Source organism: Klebsiella sp. PCX (assembly GCF_021869705.1).
Classification (GTDB): domain Bacteria; phylum Pseudomonadota; class Gammaproteobacteria; order Enterobacterales; family Enterobacteriaceae; genus Klebsiella; species Klebsiella quasipneumoniae.
Genome location: NZ_CP091527.1, coordinates 323,922 through 346,443 on the forward strand (window position 1 = coordinate 323,922; position 22,522 = coordinate 346,443).

Consider the following 22,522-nt stretch of genomic DNA (forward strand, 5'->3'; position numbering starts at 1 on the left):
GTACGACGAGGTAACCGCGCAATAAATAGCTGCCTGCTACGGTCCTCTTTTCTTGCCAACCGCGGGTAATGCTCAGTGCTGCATCATCTAATACCAATGACTGAGGCCTCATCCAGAGGGACTAAGACGTATTGTCAATTAAGTTTATATTATCTTATTTTTTATTATATTTTCTTTTTTAAGGTTAATTTGGCTGTTTTTTATCGGGCCTAATCATAAATTTTGAGAGGAAAATGAAACCTTACTAATAATGGGTTGTGTTGTTAGGAATTGTCTTAAGTCACATAATTGTCAGGGACGCTTGCGGTTTATAATAATGAATGCTATCACTATATACGGTAACAATTTGTAGCATCTGTATAAGGAAGGAATATGAAATGGACTATTCTTAATACTCTGATCTGCCCGCAATCCGGCATCGCCTTCTCGGCAATATCCAGTCTGCGTTTCTTAAAATTTATCATGTGGTACGAGGCCGATGTGATCCTGCTGCCCGGCGAGTCGATGAAGCTCTATTCCTCGAGAGTTTTAATTAATGACCAGTATCATTCATTAAAAATCTACAATATTACGGTGTACGATGAGGCGCAATGGGAAAAATTACGTGAGCGGCCATCTTGCCCATACCATGCCGGCGGCGAGCGGTCTGACTCCTGTTTTTACCAGTCCTTTTGCGCAATTAAGCGCTGTCCGAATAATATTCCCCGCAGCGAACCCTGGCGGTAGTCAGTCCACGCCGCCGGCCAGCCGCCGGCGGCGTGGCGTTATTTCGCCAGCAGGGCCGCCAGCCGCGGCTGGACGCTTGCGCAGCCCGCCAGCACGAGGTTGCCTCGCCGCAGACCCTCATTGGCGAGAAACGCATTGCACTTTCCACCCGCCTCCTCAATCAACAGCATGCCTGCCAGCGCGTCCCAGCTGTTCATATGCGCTTCATAATAGGCATGGAGCTGGCCGGCGGCGACATGCGCCAGCATCAGGGCCCCCGCGCCGAAGCGGCGATATTCCAGGCCGGCGTCGAGCAGGGTCGCGATGGCCTGGGCGTAGTCGCTGGCCGGGGCGCGGCTGGAACGGCCCATACCCACCACCACCGCATCCGGATCCGGTTCGCGTAGCGTCAGACGCTGGTCGTTGAGATACGCGCCTTCGCCGCGGCCGGCGAAGAAAAACTCATCGCGATCGGGAGCGTAGATAATGCCAAGCGTCAGCTCGCCCTGGCATACTCGCGCCAGCGAGATACACCAGTAATCCATACCGAGGATAAAGTTGGTGGTGCCATCGACAGGGTCGAGCACCCAGACGGTCTGTTCATCGCCAGCAAAACCGCTCTCCTCGCCGAGGAAACCCTCCTGGGGAAAATGGGCCTGCAGCCAGCCTTTAATCTGTTGTTCTACCGCGAGATCCGCCTGCGACACAAAGTCCTGGCGCGATTTTTTATCGACCTGTAATCCCGCATCGCGCAGCGCCTGGGCGTGGGCGCCAGCCTGGCGAATCAAGTCGCATAATGATTCTCGTTGTGCTTCCGTCATAGTCCTGCTCTCAGATAACAAAGGGCGACGTGCGCCGGTGAATTAACGTCACCTCCACCCAGGTGGTGCGTGAAGGTTGTAAAGGGTCGGCGGCGCGCTCCTGCAGCCGGGTAAGCGCCTGGCGGGAAATCGCCGCCACATCCTGATGTAGGGTGGTGAGCTGGTAGCTATATTGCGCGGTCGGCGGCGTGTTATCAAAACCAATCAGCTGGTAATCCTCAGGCGCCTGTTTGCCGCGCTGGCGCATTCCATCGAGAAAGCCACAGGCAAGCTGGGCATTGGCGCAAAAGATCCCCTCAGGCACCTCGCCAGCGAGCGCCGCGGCCTGCTCACCGCCGACGTAGCCCTCTTCCGGACAGGCGAGGTGCGCCAGGTCGCGTTCGATGTTCACTCCGCGCGTCTGTAGCGCCCGGCTGAACGCTTCCCCGCGCATGCGTCCGGCCCAGGTGGAAGGGTGAGTATTGAGCCAGCCGAAGCGCCGACAGCCGCTGCGCAACAGCTGGTCGGCGGCCAGCTCGGCGCCAGCGGCGTTATCAGAGCAGACATAATCCACCCCGGGGATCGTCGGTTGACGGTTAATGCCCACCACCGGAATATGCTGGTGAACGCACTCGTTCACCAGCGCTTCCGGCGGCTGGCCGGAGGTAACGATAACTCCGGAGACGCGAAACTGAGCGAAACGGCGCAGGGTGTGCGCCAGATCCTGCTCGCTATGGATCTCGCTCACCAGCGCCTGAAAGCCCTGGCGTTGGATCTCGTTGAGCAGGGCATCAAGCAGGGCGCTGCGAAAAGGATCGCTGATGCGCGAGACGATCACGCCGATTAAGTGGCTGCGCTGGCGGTTCAGCCCCTGGGCGAGGAAATTAACCTGATACCCCAGCTCTTCGGCGGCGCGCAACACCCGCGCCCGGGCATCGGGAGAGATGCTGCCGTTGCTGCTCAACGCCCGGGACACCACCGCCCGGGAGACGCCCGCTCGCCGGGCAACGTCCTGGGCAGTGACGCTGGGTTTACGGGGTGCAGGGCTCATAGGATATGCGCCTCGTCGTTAAACGTGGGACGCGGCAACGTTAAGGCGAGCCCATCCCGGGAAACGAATAAACCCGGCCACGGCTGGCAGGCCTGCTTCAGCGCCGGCAGGGAAGCGTCCTCGCAGTGATAGAGCCCCAGCGCCGGGAGCTGCAGCGTTCTGAACAGCATCAGGCAAGAGGGGAAATCGCCATGAGAGGCGTCATCGTCCAGAGCCGCCACCGAGGCACACTCCTGAAACGCCAGCCCGGCGCCGGCCATCAGGGCCATCGAGTCGGCGGTCGGCCGGCCATCGCCGCTGTAAAACAGTGTCTGCCCGGCAATGGTGATACGGATGGCGCGATTACTCAGCTCATGCTGGGTGGGGGCAGTACGGATCTGCCAGTCCTGCCACGTCCAGGCGTCGCGACACGCTTGCCAGTCGAGGGTGAAGCCAAGCTCCGCCTGCGGCCAGTTCGCCAGCGCGGCCAGCTGCTTGAGCACCGGCTGCTGCGCCGGCTGGCAGTAGATAATCAACGGCTTCTGGCGGGAGCCGCTTTTCCAGTAATTCAGCAGCGCCGTCAGACCGGTGCAGTGGTCCGGATGAACGTGGGTGAAGTAGATCGCGTCGATATCGTTGACCCCGCCGCCGCGCTGCCAGAGCGCGCGGGGAACGGTGGGGCCGCAGTCGATTAACCACTGTTTGTTGTCCGCGTCGATTACCCGCAACGCGGAAGTATTTTGCGTGCAGGAAAAGGCGCTCCCGCAGCCAAGCACATCTATTTTCATTTACCCTCGCCAAAAATTTTTGCCGCTTAATTAAATTGTCATAAATACCCGACAAAGTAGGCTCACATCATGTCGAGTCAACGTTGCATTTTTTTTACAGCTAAATGAACACGTGTTCATACCAATAAAAAATGCCCGCAACAGCGCTTTCAGGTAGCGAATATGAGTTATTTAAAGATCTCTGGCCTTAAAATTAGTTATGGCGATAAAGTGGTTTTACATAATATCGATCTGGCGGTCGAGCAGGGGGAGATGATCGCCCTGCTCGGCCCTTCGGGATGTGGAAAAACCACCCTGCTGAATGCCCTCTGCGGTTTTATTCCGGTGGAAAGCGGGGAGATCGCCATCGCCAGCCGATCGATCACCCATCAGGCGCCGGAGCAGCGCAATATCACCATGGTGTTTCAAAGCTACGCCCTGTGGCCGCACCTGACGGTGGCGCGCAATATTGGCTATGGCCTGAAGCTGCGCAAATGGCGCGGGGCGGATATCACACGGCGAGTGGCGGAGCTGCTACGGATCGTCAATCTCGACGGGCTGGCTGACGTGAAGGTGACCGAACTCTCGGGCGGCCAGCGGCAGCGGGTGGCACTGGCGAGGGCGCTGGCGATAGAGCCTCAGGTGCTGGTGCTGGATGAGCCGTTATCTAATCTGGATGCCAAAGTGCGGCTCAATGTGCGCCATGAAATTAAATCTCTGCAAAAGAAACTCGGCTTTACGTCATTAATTGTCACCCACGATCAGCAGGAGGCATTAGTGATGGCGGACCGAATTGCGGTATTAAACCAGGGGCGAATTGAGCAAACCGGCACGCCGGAACAAATATATCAGCGACCCGCGACACCCTTCGTCGCTGATTTTATGGGCGCCGATAATAAAATAACCTCTGATGAAATATCCGCTGCCGCAATATCCGGTTTATCGGCTGCTCAGCAGGGTGAAAAAGTCATTTATTTTCGCAGCGCCGATGCCACGCTCGCTGAATTAACGCAGCCCGCGCCGCAGGAGGGGCTCGCCCTGGAGGGGATGGTGGAGCAGAGCGCGTTTCTGGGCAATCTGTATCGCCACAGCGTGCGCTGCCATGACCGCCTGCTGCAGGCCGACTCCGCTCAGTGCTGGCCGACGAAAAGCCGCGTCAGGCTCCATGTGCCCATGCCGGCCCTCCATATTTTTCCTTTACCACTATCACAGTGATATCAGCGTGTTCATTCTGGGGACAATCCATGTTTACTAAGACGAAAGCAGCGATCTTAACGACCCTCTGCCTGAGCGTTAGCGCCCAGGCCGACACCTTTCTTAACGTCGCCACCGCGGGCGATCAGAATATGGTGGATTACGTGAAAACCTGGCTGGGGCCAAAATTTGAAGCCGCTCATCCCGGCGTCAAGGTGCGGGTGATCGGTACCGGCCCAGGCGACGCCGGGTCGAATAAAATTAGCGAGAAGCTGAGCGCCCAGCAGGAGAGCGGCGCGCAGCAATGGGATATCGACGTCGCCGTGGTGCATCAGAAGGCGGGCGGGGAGCAGGTGGAAAAGGGATTGCTGCAAAAATATCGTCAGGATATTCAGACCGGCGGCATGGTGAGCTCGCCGAGCGTCACCCAGGCGCTGGGCGTTAACGTCGACGGATACGTCATGCCGATGTTCTTAAGCCAGACCGCTATCGCGTGGAACAGCGATCTCGTCAATACGCCACCGGCGTCGTATGACGAGCTGGTGGCCTGGACGCAGAAACATCCTCAGGCTTTTGGCTATAACGGCATCAAGAACGGCATGTCCGGCGTTAGCTTTGTGGTGGGCTGGATCTACGCCTACGGGACCGACGCCGAGCGCCTCTCCTCCGCGCCTTATGATAAAAGCGTTGAAAAGGGCTGGCAGCAAGCCTATGAGAAACTGAAGGCGTTCAATAAAAATGTCACTTTCACTCCGGGCAACGCTGGAACGCTCGACATGCTAAGTCGGGGAGAGATTGCCATGGGCCCGGTATGGGTCGACATGTTCTATAGCTGGAAAGATCAGGGCAAGCTGCCGCCATCGATTAAGCTCGCTTTACTGGCCCCGGGCATGCCGGGTCAGCCGATGTATTACGTCATTCCGGCGAAAGCGGCGAATCCGCAGCTGGCGCGCGACTTTATCGCGCTGGCCACCAGCCCGGAAGTGCAGGCGCAGGGGATCGTTAAGCAGTTCAACTGGTATCCGGGCATCGACGCCGGGCAGGTGAAGCCGAAGCTGGATGCAGCGACCTGGCAAAAGCTGTTTGCCGAAATCTCGCCAGAAGCGTTGGCGAAGTATGGCAAAAGCTTCCCGATCGCCCCCTACTTTGACGATATCAAAGAGGGTTACGAAAGCCAGGTGGCCAATTAACCCTTTTTCCAGCCCGGGTCGCCGACCCGGGCGCTTGCTTGTGCCAACGCCAGGTTCTTTATGTCCAGTTCATTAAAATATTTGCTGCTGGTTGCCCCGGCCGCGCTGATGGTCGCGATCCTGTTTTTGTATCCGCTGGGGTTTTCGCTGGTCTCGGCGTTTACCGCGCCGGGACAGCCGTTCACCCTCGATCATTTTCGCAAGGTCTACGCGCTTTACGCCAACGATGTGCTCTTTTCGCTGCTTATCGTGCTGATCTCGGTGGCGTTGTTAGCGCTGATCGCCATTACCCTGTCGGCAGTGATTGCGCTGTCGCCTTGCCGGCCCGTTGTTCGCCTGCTGGGTTTTTTGTATCGCCTGCCGCTATTTATTCCTTTTATCGTCGTCGCTCAGATGATGCGCACTTTTCTCGCCAAAAATGGCCTGATGAACAATGCGCTGGTGGCGGCCGATCTGGTCAGGCCGCTGGAGACCCTCTCCTGGTTGGGATGGAAGGGAATTGTCATTACCTTTGTCTGGAAGCAGCTGGCCTTTGCTACGCTGTTGATCTGCGGAGCGATGGCGGCGCTGGAGCCGTCGCAGATCCTCGCCGCACGTAACCTTGGCGCCTCCCGGCCGCGGTTGCTGTTCGATATTATGCTGCCGCAGGTCCTGCCGACCATCGGCGTGGCGCTGGTGCTGTCGACGGTAACCATGATGTCGGTGCTGTCGGTACCGCTGATGATCGGCGTGGGGACGCCGACGATGCTGACCGTGGATATGGCGTTTCGCGTCAATTCCTATGGTGATTACGCGGTGGCGAATGCGCTTGGCGTGGTGTCGCTGGCGATCTGCGGCGCGCTGTCGTGGTTTTACCTGCGCCATAGCCTGCAGCAAAAAGGCGGTGAATGATGAAAGCGCTGAATCTTGCTTCCTCTCCGTCATGGTGGGTAAGAGGACGCCGTAAAGTGAACGCCAGCCCGGTGCTGCAGAGCCTGCTGCTGCTGTTTATGCTGCTGGCGATGTTTGGCCCGCTTCTGAACCTGTTGATCTGGACCGTAGCGGAAAGCTGGTATTTTCCCCATTCGCTGCCCAGCCAGTGGGGCCTGAAGTACTGGTATCAGGTTTTCAATCCGTACAGCGATGTCTCCAGCTCGCTGTTAACCAGCATACTGATCGCCCTGCTGTCGGTGGGGGTCTGTTTGCTGATTTCCGTTCCCGCCGGCTATGCGCTTTCCCGGCGGAAAATGCCGCTGCGGGTGCTGTTTATGCTGCTGTTTCTCCTCCCGCAGGCCTTTCCCAACCTGACGGTATACATGAATATTGCTCGTCTGTTTTACCAGTGGGGCTTGAACGGAACTATCGCGGGGGTGGTGCTGGTGCATAGCGTCCATGGTCTGATGTACTCGGTGTGGATCTGTGTGGCCGCGTTTTCAGCCATCGACCCGCTGCTGGCGCGGGCATCGCGTAACCTGGGCGCCGGACCGGTGTATACCTTCTGGCACATCGTGCTGCCGCAGGCGGCGCCAGGGATCGTTGCCGCCTGCATCTTTGTTTTTCTGGAGTCGTTGGATGAGTTTACCGGCACCTTCTTCGTCGGGGCGCCGGATATCACTACGCTGCCGCTGCTGCTCTATAACGCCAGCATGTCGGGTAACTATCAGGTCTCGTCGATTACCGCGCTGATTTTGCTGGTGCCATCGCTGCTCTTTATGGTGGTGATCCATAAATTTATGCGTCCGGAGATGATGGCGAAATTGGGGAAATAAGAGCTGCAGAAAACGAAAAAGCTTCCCGTCGGGAAGCTTTTTAACCTCAGGTCATCATCATTGGCCATTCTGGCGGCGTCTGACTCATGACTTCAATCATCACATCTTTGATATTGCCCCAGATTTTGGCAATATCGAGCAGGGTGATGCCGAGCAAACCGGTGGCGAACCAGCAGGCGGCGGCAAGGCCGAGGCAGCTGCAGATCACCGCCAGACCGGCGTAATCGCTTTTGCGAAGCTGAATATTCAGTGAGCTGGCGAGAAACATGAGTACTGCGCTCACCAGGGGCCAGCGCAACAACACGACACTGGTAGTAATGGAAGCCATTAACCTATCCTCAAAGAAAGTCGGGGAGCCATGGACGACCTGGCGCGACTGACGATGGCATAGCGCTCTGGTCTCAACTGGCGTACTAGAGAGTGATGAAACGCCATTTCTGTTTCATCAACTTGTGTGAACTATATCACACTTGGCGCTTTCTTCACCAGTCAAAAAATGAGCTTTCGCTGCGTTTAATAGCAATGTTATTTGTGTGGATATTAGTGAGCAACCCCCGCTGATCTTATTTTCATTGCCTTGCTAATGATTATTATTCTGCGGGTTTTATTACCTGTTCTTGTTTATTACACGGAGAAACCGAGTCAGATACGCGTCTATTCTTAATCTTGGCGGAATATCTTCCGAATACCTGATAAATAAGTATTATTCTTCACCATCAGGGGTAAAGCTGACGCCCGTGAGGGCTGGCAGAAAATCTGCTGATGTCTATCGCAGTCGCGATTGCTAACGTGTTTGGTCTACCTTAATTAAGGCATATCGCATGGATGTAAGCGTAAATGGGTGACAGTGCGCCGCATAAGGCGCTAAGGCTCATCGGAACGGGTTTGGTTATTTTATTGCCAGTGGTACTGGCATTGTGGTTTGCCCAGCTGCGGGCGAAAGCCGAAACCATTGATCAATTACACTCATTTTCGCAGCTGGCGCTGCAAAAAACGGAAATGGTCATCCGCGAAGCGGATCAGGCCCGGGCGAAAGCCAGCCAGTATCGCGGGGAGCTATGCTCAGCGGACCATCAGCGTTATTTATTGCATATCGTTCGTGGCCTGCTGTATGTGGAAGATCTGATCTACGCTAACGGCCAGCGCTTTATCTGTTCAACGTCCGTTCATCAGCAAACCGGCTGGCGGATGCCGGCGGCCAATTACACCAAAAAGCCGGATGTCGCGATTTACTATTACCGGGACACGCCGTTTTATCCGGGCTTTGCCATGAATTATATGCAGAAGGGGCCCTATGTGGTGGTGGTCAATCCCTTCTCGTACAGCTCGGTAATCGCCAGCGATCGCGATTTAGCCTATGGCGTGTTCGATACCAAAACCAACCTCTTTTTCTCGGTGAGTAACAATGTCGAGCCCGCGGAGCTCCATGCGTTAATTCGCGAAGGCGATACCTTTTTTAATCAGAATGGCCGGGTGTATACGATAGCCCGCTCCGCTATCCGGCCGATCGCCGTCATTATGTCCACCTCGCGGGCCAGCTATTATCACAACTTTTGTGACCAGGCCAGCCTGACGCTGCCGCTGGGGATCATTTGCAGTATTTTACTGGTGCTGGTGTGGTCGCGCACCCGCCGGCAGTATCACTCGCCGCGCAATATGCTGCAGCGGGCTCTGAGCTGCCGCCAGCTGCGCCTGCACTACCAGCCGATTATCGATATTAAAAATAACCGCTGCGTCGGGGCGGAAGCGCTGCTGCGCTGGCCAGGGTTTGACGGTCCGGTGATGAACCCGGCGGAGTTTATACCGCTGGCGGAAAATGAAGGCATGATTGCCCAGGTGACGGACTACGTGGTGGATGAGCTGTTTTACGAAATGGGAGAGTTTCTTGCCAGCCATCCGCAGCTGTACGTGGCGATTAATCTCTCTGCGTCGGACTTCCACTCGGCGCGGCTGATTTCACAGATCAGTGAGAAAGCGCGCAGCTATGCGGTCTGTATCGGGCAGATCAAAATCGAAGTAACCGAGCGGGGGTTTATCGACGTACCGAAGACCACGCCGGTGATTCAGGCGTTCCGCGAAGCGGGCTATGAAATTGCCATCGATGATTTCGGTACCGGCTATTCGAATCTGCATAATCTGCACGCCCTGAACGTCGATATCCTTAAAATCGATAAAACCTTCGTTGATACGCTGACCACCAACAACACCAGCCACCTGATTGCCGAACACATCATCGAGATGGCGCGCGGGTTACGTCTAAAGACTATCGCGGAAGGCGTGGAGACGCCTGAGCAGGTAAGCTGGCTCTACAAGCGCGGCGTGCAGTATTGCCAGGGCTGGCTGTTTGCGAAAGCGATGCCGGCGCGGGAGTTTATGCAGTGGTTAGCCAATGCGCCCGCGCCCGTGAACGTGCCTCAGCCGCCGCGTCACGCGGAGATCTGATGGCGGTAGTCGCTGGGGGTGCGGTCAAACTCCCGGCGGAATACCCGCGAGAAGGTTTGCTGCGAGACATAGCCCAGATCCATAGCGATATCAAAGATCGGCCGCTGGGTGGTTCGCAACGCCTCCGCCGCCAGCAGCAGGCGGCGCTGACGAATATAATCCCCCAGCGTCTGATGCATCACGGTGCGGAACATCCGCTGCAGGTACCACTTCGAGTATCCTGACTTTCTGGCGACTACATCAATGTTAAGTGGTTGATCGATATGTTCATCAATCCATTCAATCAGTGTTTGAATAATATCCTGATGGGACATAAAGCGGCCTCTCTCAATTCTCGATTCGTCGTTTTGTCTGCGGGCGAGTATAATTCCTCAAGTTAACTTGAGGTAAAGCGCTTTATGGAAAAGAAATCACCCCGCATCAAAATGCTGCTGACGCCCGGGGAAGTGGCAAAACGAACCGGCGTGGCGGTCTCGGCCCTCCATTTTTATGAGAGTAAAGGGCTGATCCATAGCCAGCGGAATGCCGGCAATCAGCGGCGCTACCGGCGCGATGTCCTGCGCGCGGTGGCGATTATCAAAATTGCGCAACGTATCGGCATCCCGCTGGCCACCATCGGCGACGCGTTTGGCGTGCTGCCGGAAGGGCACAATCTCAGCGCAAAAGAGTGGAAAATGCTGTCATCACAGTGGCGCGAGGAGCTTGACCGGCGTATCCACACCCTGACGGCGCTGCGCGACCAGCTCGACGGCTGCATTGGCTGCGGCTGTTTATCGCGGCGCGATTGCCCGCTACGCAACCCGGGCGATAAGCTGGGGGAAGAGGGGACCGGCGCCCGGCTGCTGGAAGAGGAGTGATAAAACTAAAGCGCCACAACTGGGCGCTTTAGTTGTTTTCCGGTCTTGGTCTTTCGCATTATCTCGTTGGTTCACGAGAGGGTTTCCCCCGACGTCGACGTCCCTCAGTATTGCGCAATCTGTTGATGGAGGTTCCGGTTTGCGTCGACACTTTAACTATGGCATCTGCCGCCGTTTTTTCCTCACTATTTTGCCGAAATTTTCCCGGCAATCAGCGCCTGTTCCTATAGTTAATTTGAACAAACGACGGGAGAGGCCCATGCTGACGGTACACCATCTTAATCAGTCACGATCGCAACGCGTACTGTGGGCGCTGGAGGAGCTACAGCTGCCTTATCAGATAGTCCGCTATCAGCGGGAAAAGTCGATGCTGGCGCCAGCGGCATTGAAGAAAATCCACCCGCTGGGTAAATCGCCCGTGCTGGAAGACAACGGCTATGTGCTGGCGGAGTCCGGAGCGATCCTTGAGTATTTGCAGGAGAGTTGGGACAGCGATGGGCTGCTGAAGCCGCAGGGCACAGATGACAAACTGCAGTACCGCTTCTGGCTGCACTATGCCGAAGGTTCGCTGATGCCGCTGCTGTTAATGAAGCTGGTGTTCGCCAGCCTCGGCAGACCTCCGGTGCCCTTTGGCGTCCGCTCGCTGGGCTCGCTGCTGGGCAAAGGTATCCAGAAAGCGTGGCTCGATCCCCAACTGGCCACCCATGCGCGGTTCATTGACAACCATCTGGCCACGCAGCCATGGTTTGCCGGCGAGCAGCTGAGCATGGCCGATATCCAGATGAGCTTCCCGGTGATGGCGCTGTTGTCCCGCGGCGGCATGGATGATCTTCGCCATATCGAGGCCTGGCGACAGCGGGTGGAGCAGCGCCCTGCCTGGCAGCGGGCCATCGAGCGCGGCGGCCCCTTCACCTTACCCGGCGCCTGAGGTATCAGCGGATCCGATGACGCGGCTAAATGAAAGCAACTGACTAAAAAATTGTTAGCGGATTGCGCATGGACGATAACGTTTGCGCATCAGCTGGTTATTTTCTGTTCGTCATAAGCGAAATTTAGCGAAATACGATAAACATCGGTTGAAAAGGGTTATCTAAAGGCCGGATAATCGTTTGCCTTTCTGTTTTGCTCCCTCTTTTATCTGCTATCCAGGGGGAGGAGACAAGGTTGACACACCGTAGTGTATGCGTGGAGTTAAACGTTTGCTTTTTTGCAGCCCCCCTGGCGCTGCGATTCGGTACAAGGAGATCGCGTTTAACTGGCAGTGGAGGGTCCACCACGCATACCAACGAACAATAAAAATTTTCAGGGGAAGTTTTCTATGTCTACGCCTTCAGCGCGTACCGGCGGTTCATTAGACGCCTGGTTTAAAATTTCGGCGCGCGGCAGCACCGTGCGTCAGGAGATTGTTGCAGGTCTCACTACCTTTCTGGCGATGGTGTACTCCGTCATCGTGGTGCCGGGCATGCTCGGAAAAGCGGGCTTCCCGCCGGCCGCGGTGTTTGTTTCTACCTGTCTGGTGGCGGGCGTTGGCTCGCTGGCGATGGGATTATGGGCAAACCTGCCGATGGCCATCGGCTGCGCTATCTCGTTGACCGCTTTCACCGCCTTCAGCCTGGTGCTGGGGCAGCACATCAGTATTCCGGTGGCGCTCGGCGCGGTATTCCTGATGGGCGTCCTGTTTACGGTGATCTCGGCAACCGGCATCCGCAGCTGGATCTTGCGCAACCTGCCGCAGGGCGTGGCCCACGGTACCGGGATCGGGATCGGTCTGTTCCTGCTGCTGATTGCCGCCAATGGCGTTGGCCTGGTGATCAAAAACCCGCTGGACGGTCTGCCGGTGGCGTTGGGGAACTTTGACAGCTTCCCGGTGGTGATGTCGCTGATTGGCCTTGCGGTGATCATCGGTCTGGAAAAAATGAAGGTACCGGGCGGTATTCTGCTGACCATTATCGGCGTGTCGATTGTCGGCCTGATTTTCGATCCTAACGTCCATTTCTCCGGGATTTTCGCCATGCCATCCCTGAGCGATGACCAGGGCAACTCGCTGATTGGCAGTCTGGATATCGTCGGCGCGCTGAATCCGGTTGTGCTGCCCAGCGTGCTGGCCCTGGTGATGACGGCGGTTTTTGACGCCACCGGCACCATCCGCGCGGTGGCCGGTCAGGCGAACCTGCTGGACAAAGACGGACAGATCATCAACGGCGGTAAAGCGCTGACCACCGACTCCCTGAGCAGCGTCTTCTCTGGCTTAGTCGGGGCGGCGCCGGCGGCGGTGTATATCGAATCGGCGGCGGGTACGGCAGCCGGCGGTAAAACCGGCCTGACCGCGGTGACGGTAGGGGTCCTGTTCCTGCTGATCCTGTTCCTCTCTCCGCTCTCTTATCTGGTGCCGGCCTACGCGACCGCGCCGGCGCTGATGTACGTCGGCCTGCTGATGCTGAGCAACGTGGCGAAAATCGATTTCAACGACTTCGTCGACGCCATGGCCGGCCTGATCACCGCGGTGTTTATCGTGCTGACCTGTAACATCGTGACCGGCATTATGATCGGTTTCGCGACCCTGGTGATCGGCCGCCTGGTCTCCGGCGAGTGGCGTAAGCTGAACCTCGGCACGGTGATTATCGCGGTGGCGCTGGTGGTCTTCTACGCCGGCGGGTGGGCGATTTAAACCCTTTGTGCTCCTCTCGGGCGGCTCAGGCCGCCCGTTTTATTTTTAAGCCACATCCTGTTTCCATTTGCGTTAATCTGGGTAGCGTATGATTCAAAGGCAAGACGCCTCACAGGTATAAAAGAAAACGCAGCAAACAGGGAACACATGGAAATATTCTTTACCATCCTCATCATGACCCTTGTGGTCTCACTCTCCGGGGTAGTGACGCGCGTACTGCCCTTTCAGGTTCCACTCCCACTGATGCAAATCGCCATTGGCGCGCTTCTGGCGTGGCCGACCTTTGGTTTGCATGTTGAATTTGATCCAGAGCTGTTTCTGGTCCTGTTTATCCCGCCGCTGCTGTTCGCCGACGGCTGGAAAACGCCGACTCGCGAATTCATTGAGCACGGTCGCGAGATCCTCGGCCTGGCGCTGGCGCTGGTGGTCGTGACGGTGGTCGGCATCGGCTTTCTGATCTACTGGATTGTGCCGGGCATTCCGCTGATCCCGGCGTTCGCGCTGGCGGCCGTGCTGTCGCCGACCGATGCCGTGGCGCTTTCGGGTATCGTCGGGGAAGGGCGGATACCGAAAAAAATCATGGGCATTTTGCAGGGTGAGGCGCTGATGAACGACGCCTCCGGCCTGGTCTCGCTCAAGTTTGCCGTCGCGGTGGCGATGGGCACCATGGTCTTTACCGTCGGCGGCGCCACCGTCGAGTTTCTGAAAGTGGCGATTGGCGGCGTGCTGGCCGGGTTTGTGGTGAGCTGGTCGTATGGCCGCTCGATGCGCTTCCTCAGCCGCTGGGGCGGTGACGAGCCCGCCACGCAGATCGTCCTGCTGTTCCTGCTGCCGTTTGCCTCCTATCTGATTGCCGAACATATCGGCGTCTCCGGCATTCTGGCGGCGGTGGCGGCAGGGATGACCATCACCCGTTCCGGCGTGATGCGTACCGCGCCGCTGGCGATGCGCCTGCGCGCCAACAGCACCTGGGCGATGCTGGAGTTTGTCTTTAACGGCATGGTGTTTCTGCTGTTGGGCCTGCAGCTGCCGGATATCCTCTCCAGCTCGCTGGTGGCGGCGGAAGCCGACCCCAACGTCGAGACCTGGATGCTGTTTACCGACATCATCCTGATCTATGCCGCGCTGATGCTGGTGCGTTTTGGCTGGCTGTGGTCGATGCGTAAGCTTAGCCAGCGCTTCCTGAAGAAGAAACCGATGGAGTTTGGCTCCTGGACTACTCGCGAGCTGCTGATCTCCTCCGTTGCCGGGGTGCGCGGGGCGATTACCCTCGCCGGTGTGCTCTCTATTCCGCTGTTGCTGCCGGACGGGAATGTCTTTCCGGCGCGCTATGAGCTGATTTTCCTCGCCGCCGGGGTGATCCTGTTCTCGTTGTTCGTTGGGGTGATTGCGCTGCCGATCCTGCTGCGTCACATTGAATCGAGCGATAATGTGCAGCAGCGGAAAGAGGAGCGTCTGGCGCGCGCGGCGACGGCGGACGTGGCGATTGTGGCTATCCAGAAGATGGAAGAACGGCTGGCGGCGGATACCAAAGAGAATATCGATAACCAGCTGCTGACCGAAGTCAGTTCGCGGGTGATCGGTAACCTGCGCCGCCGCGCCGATGGGCGTAACGACGTGGAGACCTCCATGCTCGAAGAGAGTCTGGAACGCCGCTTCCGCCTGGCGGCGCTGCGCTCTGAACGTGGCGAGCTGTACCATCTGCGCGCCACCCGGCAGATCAGTAACGAGACGCTGCAGAAGCTGCTGCACGACCTCGACCTGCTGGAAGCGCTGTTAATCGAAGATCAATAACCTGTCATCCGGATAGCGCGACATTCATTCGGGCTACCGGCGAGACCGCAGTAAATGTGTAGCCCCGGTAAGCGTTAGCGCGACCGGGGAAACCCGGGCAGCGGCGCAAGCGTCTGACCCGGGCTACCCATTCCTCTCCGAAACGCGTTGTCACCAGGGATTTATTCCAGCCAGAACGCTTTACTGCACGCCAGCCAGGCCTCAGCGCTGCGCGACATATACACCCCTTCCCGCCAAATCATCCCCAGCTCCCAGCGCAGCTCGCTTTGCAATGGGATCCAGCAAAAATTCTGCGGGTCGAGACGCTGGCAAATCGGCTCCGGCAGGATCGCCACGCCAATGCCGGCCTGCACCATGGCGGCGAGAAAATCCCACTGACCGCTGCGCACGGCGATCCGCGGCTTCACATCATGCTCGGCAAAGAGGCGCATCAGCTGCTGGCTGAGGGCGAAATCTTCGTTGTAAATAACCAGCGGATGCGCCGCCAGCTCCGCCGGCGAGAGCGAGGTCTTGCCTTCCCACGTCGCGGTCCTGGGCGCCAGGACGCACAGCGGGTGGTTGAACAACGGTAAGGTGGTGAGGCTGCTTCCTTCTTCGATCGGCAGGGCGGTCATCGCCATATCAAGCTCGCCGTTGCTGACCGCCTGCTGAACCGTCAGGCCGCCAAACTCGGCGATTTTCAACTCGACGCCCGGGTAGCGTTCGCGAAAACGGCTGATCGGCTCGGCCATCAGCATCCCGACCATCGGCGGAATGCCCAGCCGCAGCACCCCCTTATGCAGGTGGTTGATATCGCTCAGCTCTGACTCCAGCTGGCTGAACTCGCCGAGGATCGCCTGGCCGCGTTCAAAAACCACGCGTCCGGTATCGGTGAGCAGCAGTTTGCGGCCATCGCGGATCAACAGCGTGCAGTTCAGTTCATCTTCGAGATTTTTGAGCATCTTGCTGATGGTGGGCTGCGTGACGAACAGCTTTTCCGCCGCGCGAGTAAAACTCTGCTGACGAACCACTTCAACAAAATAGCGCAGCGTTCGGATATCCATAATTATTCCCTGAGACTATACCTGCGATGATTTTAATTCATTTCTGTCCGCGTCGGCGGCTCTCTATACTGCACCCCTGACTTCTTTTTTCCAGGAATATCGCTCATGGCCTTCGCGCCAGCTCGCGTTGTCCCCGTCGTGGCGCAACGTCTTCAGATCCCGGTGCAGGTACTTCTCTACGTCGGGTTATTTATCTTCGCGCAATATCTGGTGAACACCTGGCAGGTGCCGCTGCCGGCCAACCTGGTCGGCATGGTGATGCTCCTGCTGCTGATCGTCTGCCGGGTGATCCCCCTGAACTGGGTTCGCGCCGGCGCCCGCTGGTTGCTGGCGGAAATGCTGCTGTTTTTTGTCCCGGCGGTGGTGGCGGTGGTCAATTATGCTCAACTGTTGATGGTCGACGGCTGGCGGATTTTTCTGGTGATTGCGTTAAGCACGCTGATGGTGCTGGGCGCCACCGCCTGGGTCGTTGACAAGGTCTATCGTTACGAAGTGAGCAGGATAAATAAATGAGCGATGTCGTGCTGAGTATCCTGTGTCTGCTGGCGACCCTGGGCCTTTATTATGCCAACAAAAAACTGTATCGCCGTTTTCATAAACTGCCGCTGATGCCGCTGGTGTTCACGCCGATCCTGCTGGTGCTGATTCTGGTGGTAGGCCACATCTCCTATCAGAGCTATATGGGGGAGACCCACTGGCTGCTCTGGCTGCTGGGCCCGGCGACCATCGCTTTTGCCGTCCCGGTCTATGAAAATGTCGCGGTGATTAAACGCCACTGGATGTCACTCACCGCCGGGGTGATCACCGCGTCGGTTGTTGCGGTGACCAGTTCGGTCTGGCTGGCGAGATGGTTGACGCTGCCTGATGAGATCCAGCGGAGCCTGGCTGTGCGCTCGGTAACGACGCCCTTTGCCCTTGCCGCAGCGAAGCCGCTGGGCGGCCAGCCTGATTTAGTCGCTCTGTTTGTTGTTGTCACCGGGGTATTCGGTATGACGATAGGTGATGTACTGTTTCTGCGACTTTCTATTCGCGCAGGAATGGCGAAAGGAGCGGGGTTTGGCGCAGCATCACATGGCGCTGGTACCGCACGATCTTATGAGCTTGGCCCACAGGAGGGCGTCGTCGCCAGCCTGGTGATGATGCTTTCCGGAGTCGTGATGGTGCTGGCCGCGCCTTTGGTGCGCTGGGCACTGTTTTAAAAGTCACTCCGCGCTCATTTCAGCTATTTTTTACGGATTAACCTGGTGGCATGGTGATTAATGGAACAACTTGATTGGGGATTTATCACTATCTCTGATTGTTGCCAGGGAAAATAATCCTTAATTAGTCTTAGTTCTAATATTATTTATTGATAACCCTTGTCTGGTTTTTCTTTAATCCGCCATGATTATTCTTAATTATTTATCGATAGTTTGTAACCAAATGTTTCTATTTGAATATTGTTTTATTTACTATATTTATTTGTATGTGTTTGAATATTTTAATAATGAATATTTTGATATTATAACTCAATGATTTTATTTGCATATTTTTAATGCATATATGATGGTTATTAATGACAGACATTTATGACTTTGAATTAGCCTTTCTTCTATTGTTGAGAATACTCCTGGTTTCCGTTATCTTGTTTGCGTGAGCTTTTATTATTGAATGGATTCAAGTGGAATTAAAGCTCTTGCATTTGAACTAATGTTAAATGCAAGCCATACATTTCCCTAAGAAATATACCAGCAGTTAAGAACGTTGGTATCCAATCTCATTCGCTAATAGCTTGCCATAAACAATTGATGGATTGATTGTTATTCTGAATAAATAGGGGAATACAAATGAAAGCAAATTTCAAAACGTTAGCTAAGATTTTAGCTTTATCTTCTGGCTGCTCTTTGGTGGCAATGTCTCATGCGAATAATACTATCGACTTCACGGGGACGGTGGCCGAAACCACATGTTCCGCCAGTATTGATAATAATGCTTCATCTATTGAAATGGGGACTGTCTCGGTAGCAGATTTAACAGCGAACGTCTATAGCGCCGCGAAGAACTTCTCTTTCACACTGGCCGGTTGCCCTACGGGCGAAGGTGCTCTGACCAAAGCCCGAATTACCTTTGGTGGTGAAGCAGATAAATTTAATAGTGATTATTTTCGAAACCAGGCTACAGGAACACCAGCAACCAATGTTGCTGTTGCTATTTTTGATGGCGCTGGCGTATTGCAAAAGAACAATACTGAAGGTTCTGATGTCGATATTTCTTCTGGGGAAGCGACCATTCCGTTTATCGTAAAAATGGCTAAGTCAGGTTCCTCTGCTCCAACTAAAGGCCCAGTGAAGACGACCGTAACCTATAACGTAACCTATTATTAATTAATCACTATATCAAGGGAAAGCAGTTTGCTTTCCCTGTTTGGACAAGGCTATGAACAGATTATTATGTTTAGTGTGTTTTTTTTTCTCTATTTCAGTTTCGCAGGCTAGCGTAGTTGTTGGCGGAACGCGCGTTATCTTTGATGGAACAAAAAAGACAACCACCGTCTCTGTTCAGAATAAAGATAATGTTACAAATATCGTCCAGTCATGGTTAGCCATCGTTGATGAGACATCACCCGCGAAAGACTCCTTTATTACCACCCCGCCTCTTTTTCGCTTGAAGGCAGGAGAAAAAGGATTTGTACGCATTCTTCGTACAGGCAAACCGATGCCGGAAGATCGAGAGTCTATGTTGTGGCTCAATATTAAAGGAATTCCTGCAACGGATGACGTATCAGATAAAAATATAGTGCAATTTGCGATTAACTCAAGGATTAAACTCATTTATCGGCCTGCAGCTTTAAAAAATGCTATTCCGGAAGAATTTGCTCAAAAACTGCAATGGTCAAATGATGGCAGAGCCATTAAGGTAAAAAATGATTCTCCTCTCTATATGAATTTCTCTGAGATTTTTATTAATGGTAAAGCAGTACCCGAGGCGTGGTTTGTTGCACCCTATTCAACGATAAGAATACCGGTAGCTAATGCCTCTCCAGCTGGGAAAAAAGAAATCACATGGAGTGTGATCAATGATTATGGTATGTCGGGACCAAAATATAAGGCCATCATTCAATAGCGCTGGATGGAATGATGCATTCTCATTGAAAAGTAGCTATATCGCCATACTTTGCAGTCTTGGCGCTATCCCCTTAACGTCTTTCGCTGGGGAGTATTTTAACCCACATTTACTTGAAGTTAATGAAACTAGTGCGACAAGCGTAGATTTATCTTATATTTCTCGCGAAGCCGTACCTCCTGGTCAGTATAATCTTGATATTTATATTAACGACAAGTTTATCGCTTCTGACACTATCGTCTTTAAGCCACAAAAGGAAGGTAGTGATTCGTCTGCTGAGCCGTGTATTAGCGTTGCGCAACTAAAAGAGTGGTCAATAAAAACGCAGGATTATCCTGAGCTCACGATAGAGGGCTCCGAGTGTGCAAAACTGCCTGCAATACCAGGATGGGAAACGGCGGTTTTACTTTCACAGCAGCGAGTCGATTTTACCGTGCCGCAGGTCGCGATGCTGCGTCACCCTCAGGGCTATGTCCCCGAGAATCAATGGCAGCAGGGCATTACCGCCGGGCTGCTTAACTATAATCTTTCGGGGCAAAAAAACGATCCGCGGCACGGAGGCGCATCGACATCCAGTCAGTTTCTTAGTCTGCAGCCTGGGTTGAACGTTGGGCCATGGCGTTTACGTAATTACAGCACCTTTAATCATGATAATGATGGCAACCAGTGGGACTCCGTCTATAGCTATATTTCGCGCGATATCCATGCTCTGAAAGGCCAGCTGATACTGGGGCAGACTTACACCTATCCTGGCATCTTTGACAGCTTCAGCTTCACCGGTGTGCAGATGAATGCAGACAGGGAGATGCTACCGGACAGCATGAATGGCTTTGCTCCGGTGATCAAAGGCATTGCCCGGACGACTGCAGACGTAACGGTATATCAGAATGGATACAGCATCTATAAAACCACGGTCTCTCCCGGGGCATTCGAAATAAATGATCTTTATCCAACGGGGAGTGCGGGCGATCTCTATGTTACGGTGAAAGAGTCTGATGGCGGCGAGCAGAGCTTCGTGGTGCCTTTTGCCTCGCTGGCGATTCTCCAGCGGGAAGGGCAGATAGACTATGCTTTCAGCAGCGGTAAAACTCGCTCGGCGAGCTCAGGCGGAAAGGAATACCATTTTCTGCAATCCACCCTTGCCTGGGGTGCATTGAGTAACGTTACGCTGTACGGCGGTTTTCAGCAACTGGAAGATAAATATAGCAATGCGCTGTTGGGAGCTGGGTTTAATCTGGGATCTGTTGGCGCACTCTCATTGGATGCTTCTCAGTCCTGGGCTGATATAAAAGAAAATCCAACCGCGGATAATACCACTGCCAGCGAGGGGCAGTCTTATCGCGTGCGTTTTAGTAAAGATTTTCCATTAACGGGTACCAACTTCTCCGTTGCCGGATATCGGTATTCAACCCATGGCTATTATTCTCTGCAGAATTTCATTGACCGGGCAAATGCTCATAGCGGGTGTTGTTCATTAACGGGGCGGACTAAAGATCGTTTTGACGCTTCGGCCTCCCAGATTTTCTCCGGGTTCGGTTCTCTCGCCCTCTCGCTGGTCAGTGAATCTTATTGGGATAATTCACGTATGGAGTCGCTGGGGGTGAGCTATAGCAATACCCTGGGTCGCATTTCTTACTTCATTAACTACTCCTACAGCCGAAATGTGCAGAGCACAGGCCAGAACAGCGATAGCTCTCCGACCAGCGATAATATGATATCGCTTACGATGAGCATGCCTTTTGGCGCGGATATATCGGCTAACTACAACCTGAACAGCAGCCGGACGGGCGACACGACCCATAGCCTGGGGTTGAGCGGTTCTGCGTTTGCGGACCGTTCTCTGAACTGGAACGTGCAGGAAGGCTACAACGCCAGCGATAAAAGTATCTCTGGAAACGTCAATCTGAACTATCAGGGTTCCCGGGGCGAAGTCGCCGCCGGATACGGGTATGACAGCTATAGCTCGCACTACAATTACTCGCTTCGCGGCGGGATGGTTGCCCATTCTGGCGGGGTAACCCTTTCTCGCTATCTGGGCGAGAGCGTGGCGCTGGTCGAAGCGCCGGGCGTCAGCGATGTGGCAGTTCGGGGGCAGACGAATATTACGACCGATGCTTTTGGATACGCCGTTGTGCCTTTTGTACGCCCCTACCATGAAAACAATCTCTCTCTTGATGAGCAGCAGGTCTCTGGTGCGGAAATTGATAACATTGTCAGAAAGGTAGTCCCGACGCGAAATGCGATTGTTAAAGTCAAATATGATACCTGGATCGGCTATAAGGCCATGGTCACCATCAACTACAAAAATAAAGCGGTGCCTTTTGGCGCCGTAGTGACGCTTGAGGATGAAAATCTGAATGATAAAGAGCGTCGTAGTTCGATTGTCGGCGATGCCGGGCAAGTCTATATTACCGGGTTACCCAAAAAAGGCCGGCTATTTGTGAAGTGGGGTGATACGCAAAATAGCCAGTGTTATCTCAATTATGATTTTTCATCTGATCAGTCAGTGGATGATATCGTTTTTTATGCAGAGAATTGCCGATGATGAATACCAGGGTAAAGGCTTTAATTCATAATCTCAGGATAGCGGCGATGAAGAGGGGGAATGGCCGGCTATCCATAAAACCATGCTTATTGCTTATTATTAGCATTGGGGTTTTATTCATTTTCGCAAGACCTGCCTGGCCCTTTAACGCCAATAGTGTAGTTAATTTTAATGTCAGCGGTAAGATTGAAGAACCCGTATGTGAAGTGTCGGTAAAGCCCTCCAGTACTATCGATCTGGGAACGGTTTCCCTTCAACGTCTGACCGGTAAACCAGGCGCGAGTAGTGATGCCACGGCCGTTGCCATTGCCTTTGAACATTGCTCAACGGGGATGACCTCGGTGACGATAACATTTAACGGTAATTCATATAGTAGTACCTATCCCAGTATTTATCAGGATGAGCTTATTTATGGTGCCAAGAACGTAGGGTTACAGCTGCTAAGTGCGGTGGATCAGAAAAGCCTGGGGCCAAATGATACTTATACCTATGCCCTCCCTGAGGGCGCTGAACGCGTTTTTAATATGATTGCCAGAATGTACACCCCTGACGGGAAAGTAACAGCGGGAAAGGTGGCTTTTACCGTTACTTTCAACGTGACCTACAAATAATAGTGCGCATAAAAACATATAAATGG

22 protein-coding genes are annotated in these 22,522 nt (G+C 54.5%); 16 read left to right on the plus strand and 6 right to left on the minus strand.

Annotated elements, in window-relative coordinates; genetic code table 11:
* The first annotated feature begins 372 nt into the window (after positions 1-372).
* Positions 373-726, plus strand: a complete 354-nt coding sequence (gene iraM, locus GQR96_RS01485) for an anti-adapter protein IraM (RefSeq protein ID WP_004206315.1) — start codon at positions 373-375, stop codon at positions 724-726.
* 38 nt (positions 727-764) lie between these two features.
* Here iraM and GQR96_RS01490 read toward each other — a convergent pair whose 3' ends face one another.
* Genes GQR96_RS01490 through GQR96_RS01500 form a run of 3 tightly spaced genes read right to left on the minus strand, consistent with a single transcriptional unit; the run spans position 765 to position 3,323 of the window.
* Positions 765-1,526, minus strand: a complete 762-nt coding sequence (locus GQR96_RS01490) for an inositol monophosphatase family protein (RefSeq protein ID WP_049004460.1) — start codon at positions 1,524-1,526, stop codon at positions 765-767.
* A 10-nt stretch (positions 1,527-1,536) separates the two neighbouring features.
* Positions 1,537-2,556, minus strand: a complete 1,020-nt coding sequence (locus GQR96_RS01495) for a LacI family DNA-binding transcriptional regulator (RefSeq protein WP_043519228.1) — start codon at positions 2,554-2,556, stop codon at positions 1,537-1,539.
* The gene (locus GQR96_RS01500) at positions 2,553-3,323 is read right to left on the minus strand and encodes an MBL fold metallo-hydrolase (protein ID WP_004206319.1); all 771 of its coding nucleotides are present in this window, start codon (positions 3,321-3,323) and stop codon (positions 2,553-2,555) included. Before GQR96_RS01500 ends, GQR96_RS01495 begins: the two co-directional genes overlap by 4 nt.
* Before the next feature lie 162 nt (positions 3,324-3,485).
* On the opposite strand from GQR96_RS01500, the gene GQR96_RS01505 reads away from it, so the two are divergent.
* From GQR96_RS01505 to GQR96_RS01520, 4 genes are read left to right on the plus strand one after another with little or no spacing between them, the layout of a single operon-like run.
* Complete coding sequence (locus tag GQR96_RS01505; RefSeq protein ID WP_004206321.1) at positions 3,486-4,517, plus strand: ABC transporter ATP-binding protein; 1,032 nt, start codon at positions 3,486-3,488, stop codon at positions 4,515-4,517.
* Between the two features lie 29 nt (positions 4,518-4,546).
* Positions 4,547-5,686, plus strand: a complete 1,140-nt coding sequence (locus GQR96_RS01510; RefSeq protein WP_043519229.1) for an ABC transporter substrate-binding protein — start codon at positions 4,547-4,549, stop codon at positions 5,684-5,686.
* A 60-nt stretch (positions 5,687-5,746) separates the two neighbouring features.
* Positions 5,747-6,577 carry an ABC transporter permease gene (locus GQR96_RS01515; protein WP_004206325.1) on the plus strand — a complete coding sequence of 277 codons (831 nt, stop codon included), beginning with the start codon at positions 5,747-5,749 and terminating at the stop codon, positions 6,575-6,577.
* Positions 6,577-7,434, plus strand: coding sequence for an ABC transporter permease (locus GQR96_RS01520; protein ID WP_053810870.1), 858 nt, complete (start codon positions 6,577-6,579; stop codon positions 7,432-7,434). The genes GQR96_RS01515 and GQR96_RS01520 overlap by 1 nt, the downstream gene beginning before the upstream one ends.
* Before the next feature lie 46 nt (positions 7,435-7,480).
* Here GQR96_RS01520 and GQR96_RS01525 read toward each other — a convergent pair whose 3' ends face one another.
* A complete protein-coding gene (locus GQR96_RS01525; RefSeq protein WP_002885064.1) occupies positions 7,481-7,762 on the minus strand; it encodes a YjcB family protein in 282 nt (93 codons plus the stop codon).
* A gap of 509 nt (positions 7,763-8,271) precedes the next feature.
* Between GQR96_RS01525 and GQR96_RS01530 the strand changes: the two genes are divergently transcribed.
* Entirely contained in the window at positions 8,272-9,876 is a 1,605-nt protein-coding gene (locus GQR96_RS01530) for an EAL domain-containing protein (protein WP_017900108.1), read from the plus strand.
* Here GQR96_RS01530 and soxS read toward each other — a convergent pair.
* The gene (soxS, locus tag GQR96_RS01535; protein WP_023291646.1) at positions 9,861-10,190 is read right to left on the minus strand and encodes a superoxide response transcriptional regulator SoxS; all 330 of its coding nucleotides are present in this window, start codon (positions 10,188-10,190) and stop codon (positions 9,861-9,863) included. The genes GQR96_RS01530 and soxS overlap by 16 nt on opposite strands.
* Positions 10,191-10,274: 84 nt before the next feature.
* Here soxS and soxR point away from each other — a divergent pair, with 84 nt between their 5' ends.
* The 4 genes from soxR (at position 10,275) to GQR96_RS01555 (ending at position 15,195) form a co-directional block, all read left to right on the plus strand.
* Positions 10,275-10,733, plus strand: coding sequence for a redox-sensitive transcriptional activator SoxR (soxR, locus tag GQR96_RS01540; protein WP_004206331.1), 459 nt, complete (start codon positions 10,275-10,277; stop codon positions 10,731-10,733).
* Between the two features lie 259 nt (positions 10,734-10,992).
* Entirely contained in the window at positions 10,993-11,661 is a 669-nt protein-coding gene (locus tag GQR96_RS01545) for a glutathione S-transferase family protein (RefSeq protein ID WP_065904784.1), read from the plus strand.
* Positions 11,662-12,051: 390 nt separating this feature from the next.
* Positions 12,052-13,401: an NCS2 family permease gene (locus tag GQR96_RS01550; protein ID WP_004206333.1), complete on the plus strand. Its 1,350-nt coding sequence runs from the start codon at positions 12,052-12,054 to the stop codon at positions 13,399-13,401.
* 147 nt (positions 13,402-13,548) lie between these two features.
* On the plus strand, positions 13,549-15,195 hold the full coding sequence (locus GQR96_RS01555) for a Na+/H+ antiporter (RefSeq protein WP_004206334.1): 1,647 nt from the start codon (positions 13,549-13,551) through the stop codon (positions 15,193-15,195).
* A 161-nt stretch (positions 15,196-15,356) separates the two neighbouring features.
* Here GQR96_RS01555 and GQR96_RS01560 read toward each other — a convergent pair whose 3' ends face one another.
* On the minus strand, positions 15,357-16,238 hold the full coding sequence (locus GQR96_RS01560) for a LysR family transcriptional regulator (protein WP_004206335.1): 882 nt from the start codon (positions 16,236-16,238) through the stop codon (positions 15,357-15,359).
* Positions 16,239-16,343: 105 nt separating this feature from the next.
* Here GQR96_RS01560 and GQR96_RS01565 point away from each other — a divergent pair, with 105 nt between their 5' ends.
* From GQR96_RS01565 to GQR96_RS01590, 6 genes are all read left to right on the plus strand, one after another.
* Positions 16,344-16,751 (plus strand): CidA/LrgA family protein, encoded by a 408-nt coding sequence (locus GQR96_RS01565; protein WP_032456851.1) that lies wholly within the window; start codon positions 16,344-16,346, stop codon positions 16,749-16,751.
* The gene (locus GQR96_RS01570) at positions 16,748-17,437 is read left to right on the plus strand and encodes an LrgB family protein (RefSeq protein WP_032456852.1); all 690 of its coding nucleotides are present in this window, start codon (positions 16,748-16,750) and stop codon (positions 17,435-17,437) included. Before GQR96_RS01565 ends, GQR96_RS01570 begins: the two co-directional genes overlap by 4 nt.
* Before the next feature lie 627 nt (positions 17,438-18,064).
* The gene (locus GQR96_RS01575) at positions 18,065-18,601 is read left to right on the plus strand and encodes a fimbrial protein (RefSeq protein ID WP_017900102.1); all 537 of its coding nucleotides are present in this window, start codon (positions 18,065-18,067) and stop codon (positions 18,599-18,601) included.
* A 52-nt stretch (positions 18,602-18,653) separates the two neighbouring features.
* Positions 18,654-19,340 carry a fimbrial assembly chaperone gene (locus GQR96_RS01580; protein ID WP_048322709.1) on the plus strand — a complete coding sequence of 229 codons (687 nt, stop codon included), beginning with the start codon at positions 18,654-18,656 and terminating at the stop codon, positions 19,338-19,340.
* Positions 19,294-21,885, plus strand: a complete 2,592-nt coding sequence (locus GQR96_RS01585) for a fimbria/pilus outer membrane usher protein (protein WP_025999227.1) — start codon at positions 19,294-19,296, stop codon at positions 21,883-21,885. The genes GQR96_RS01580 and GQR96_RS01585 overlap by 47 nt, the downstream gene beginning before the upstream one ends.
* Positions 21,882-22,496: a fimbrial protein gene (locus GQR96_RS01590; protein WP_017900099.1), complete on the plus strand. Its 615-nt coding sequence runs from the start codon at positions 21,882-21,884 to the stop codon at positions 22,494-22,496. The genes GQR96_RS01585 and GQR96_RS01590 overlap by 4 nt, the downstream gene beginning before the upstream one ends.
* The last annotated feature ends 26 nt before the right edge of the window (positions 22,497-22,522 follow it).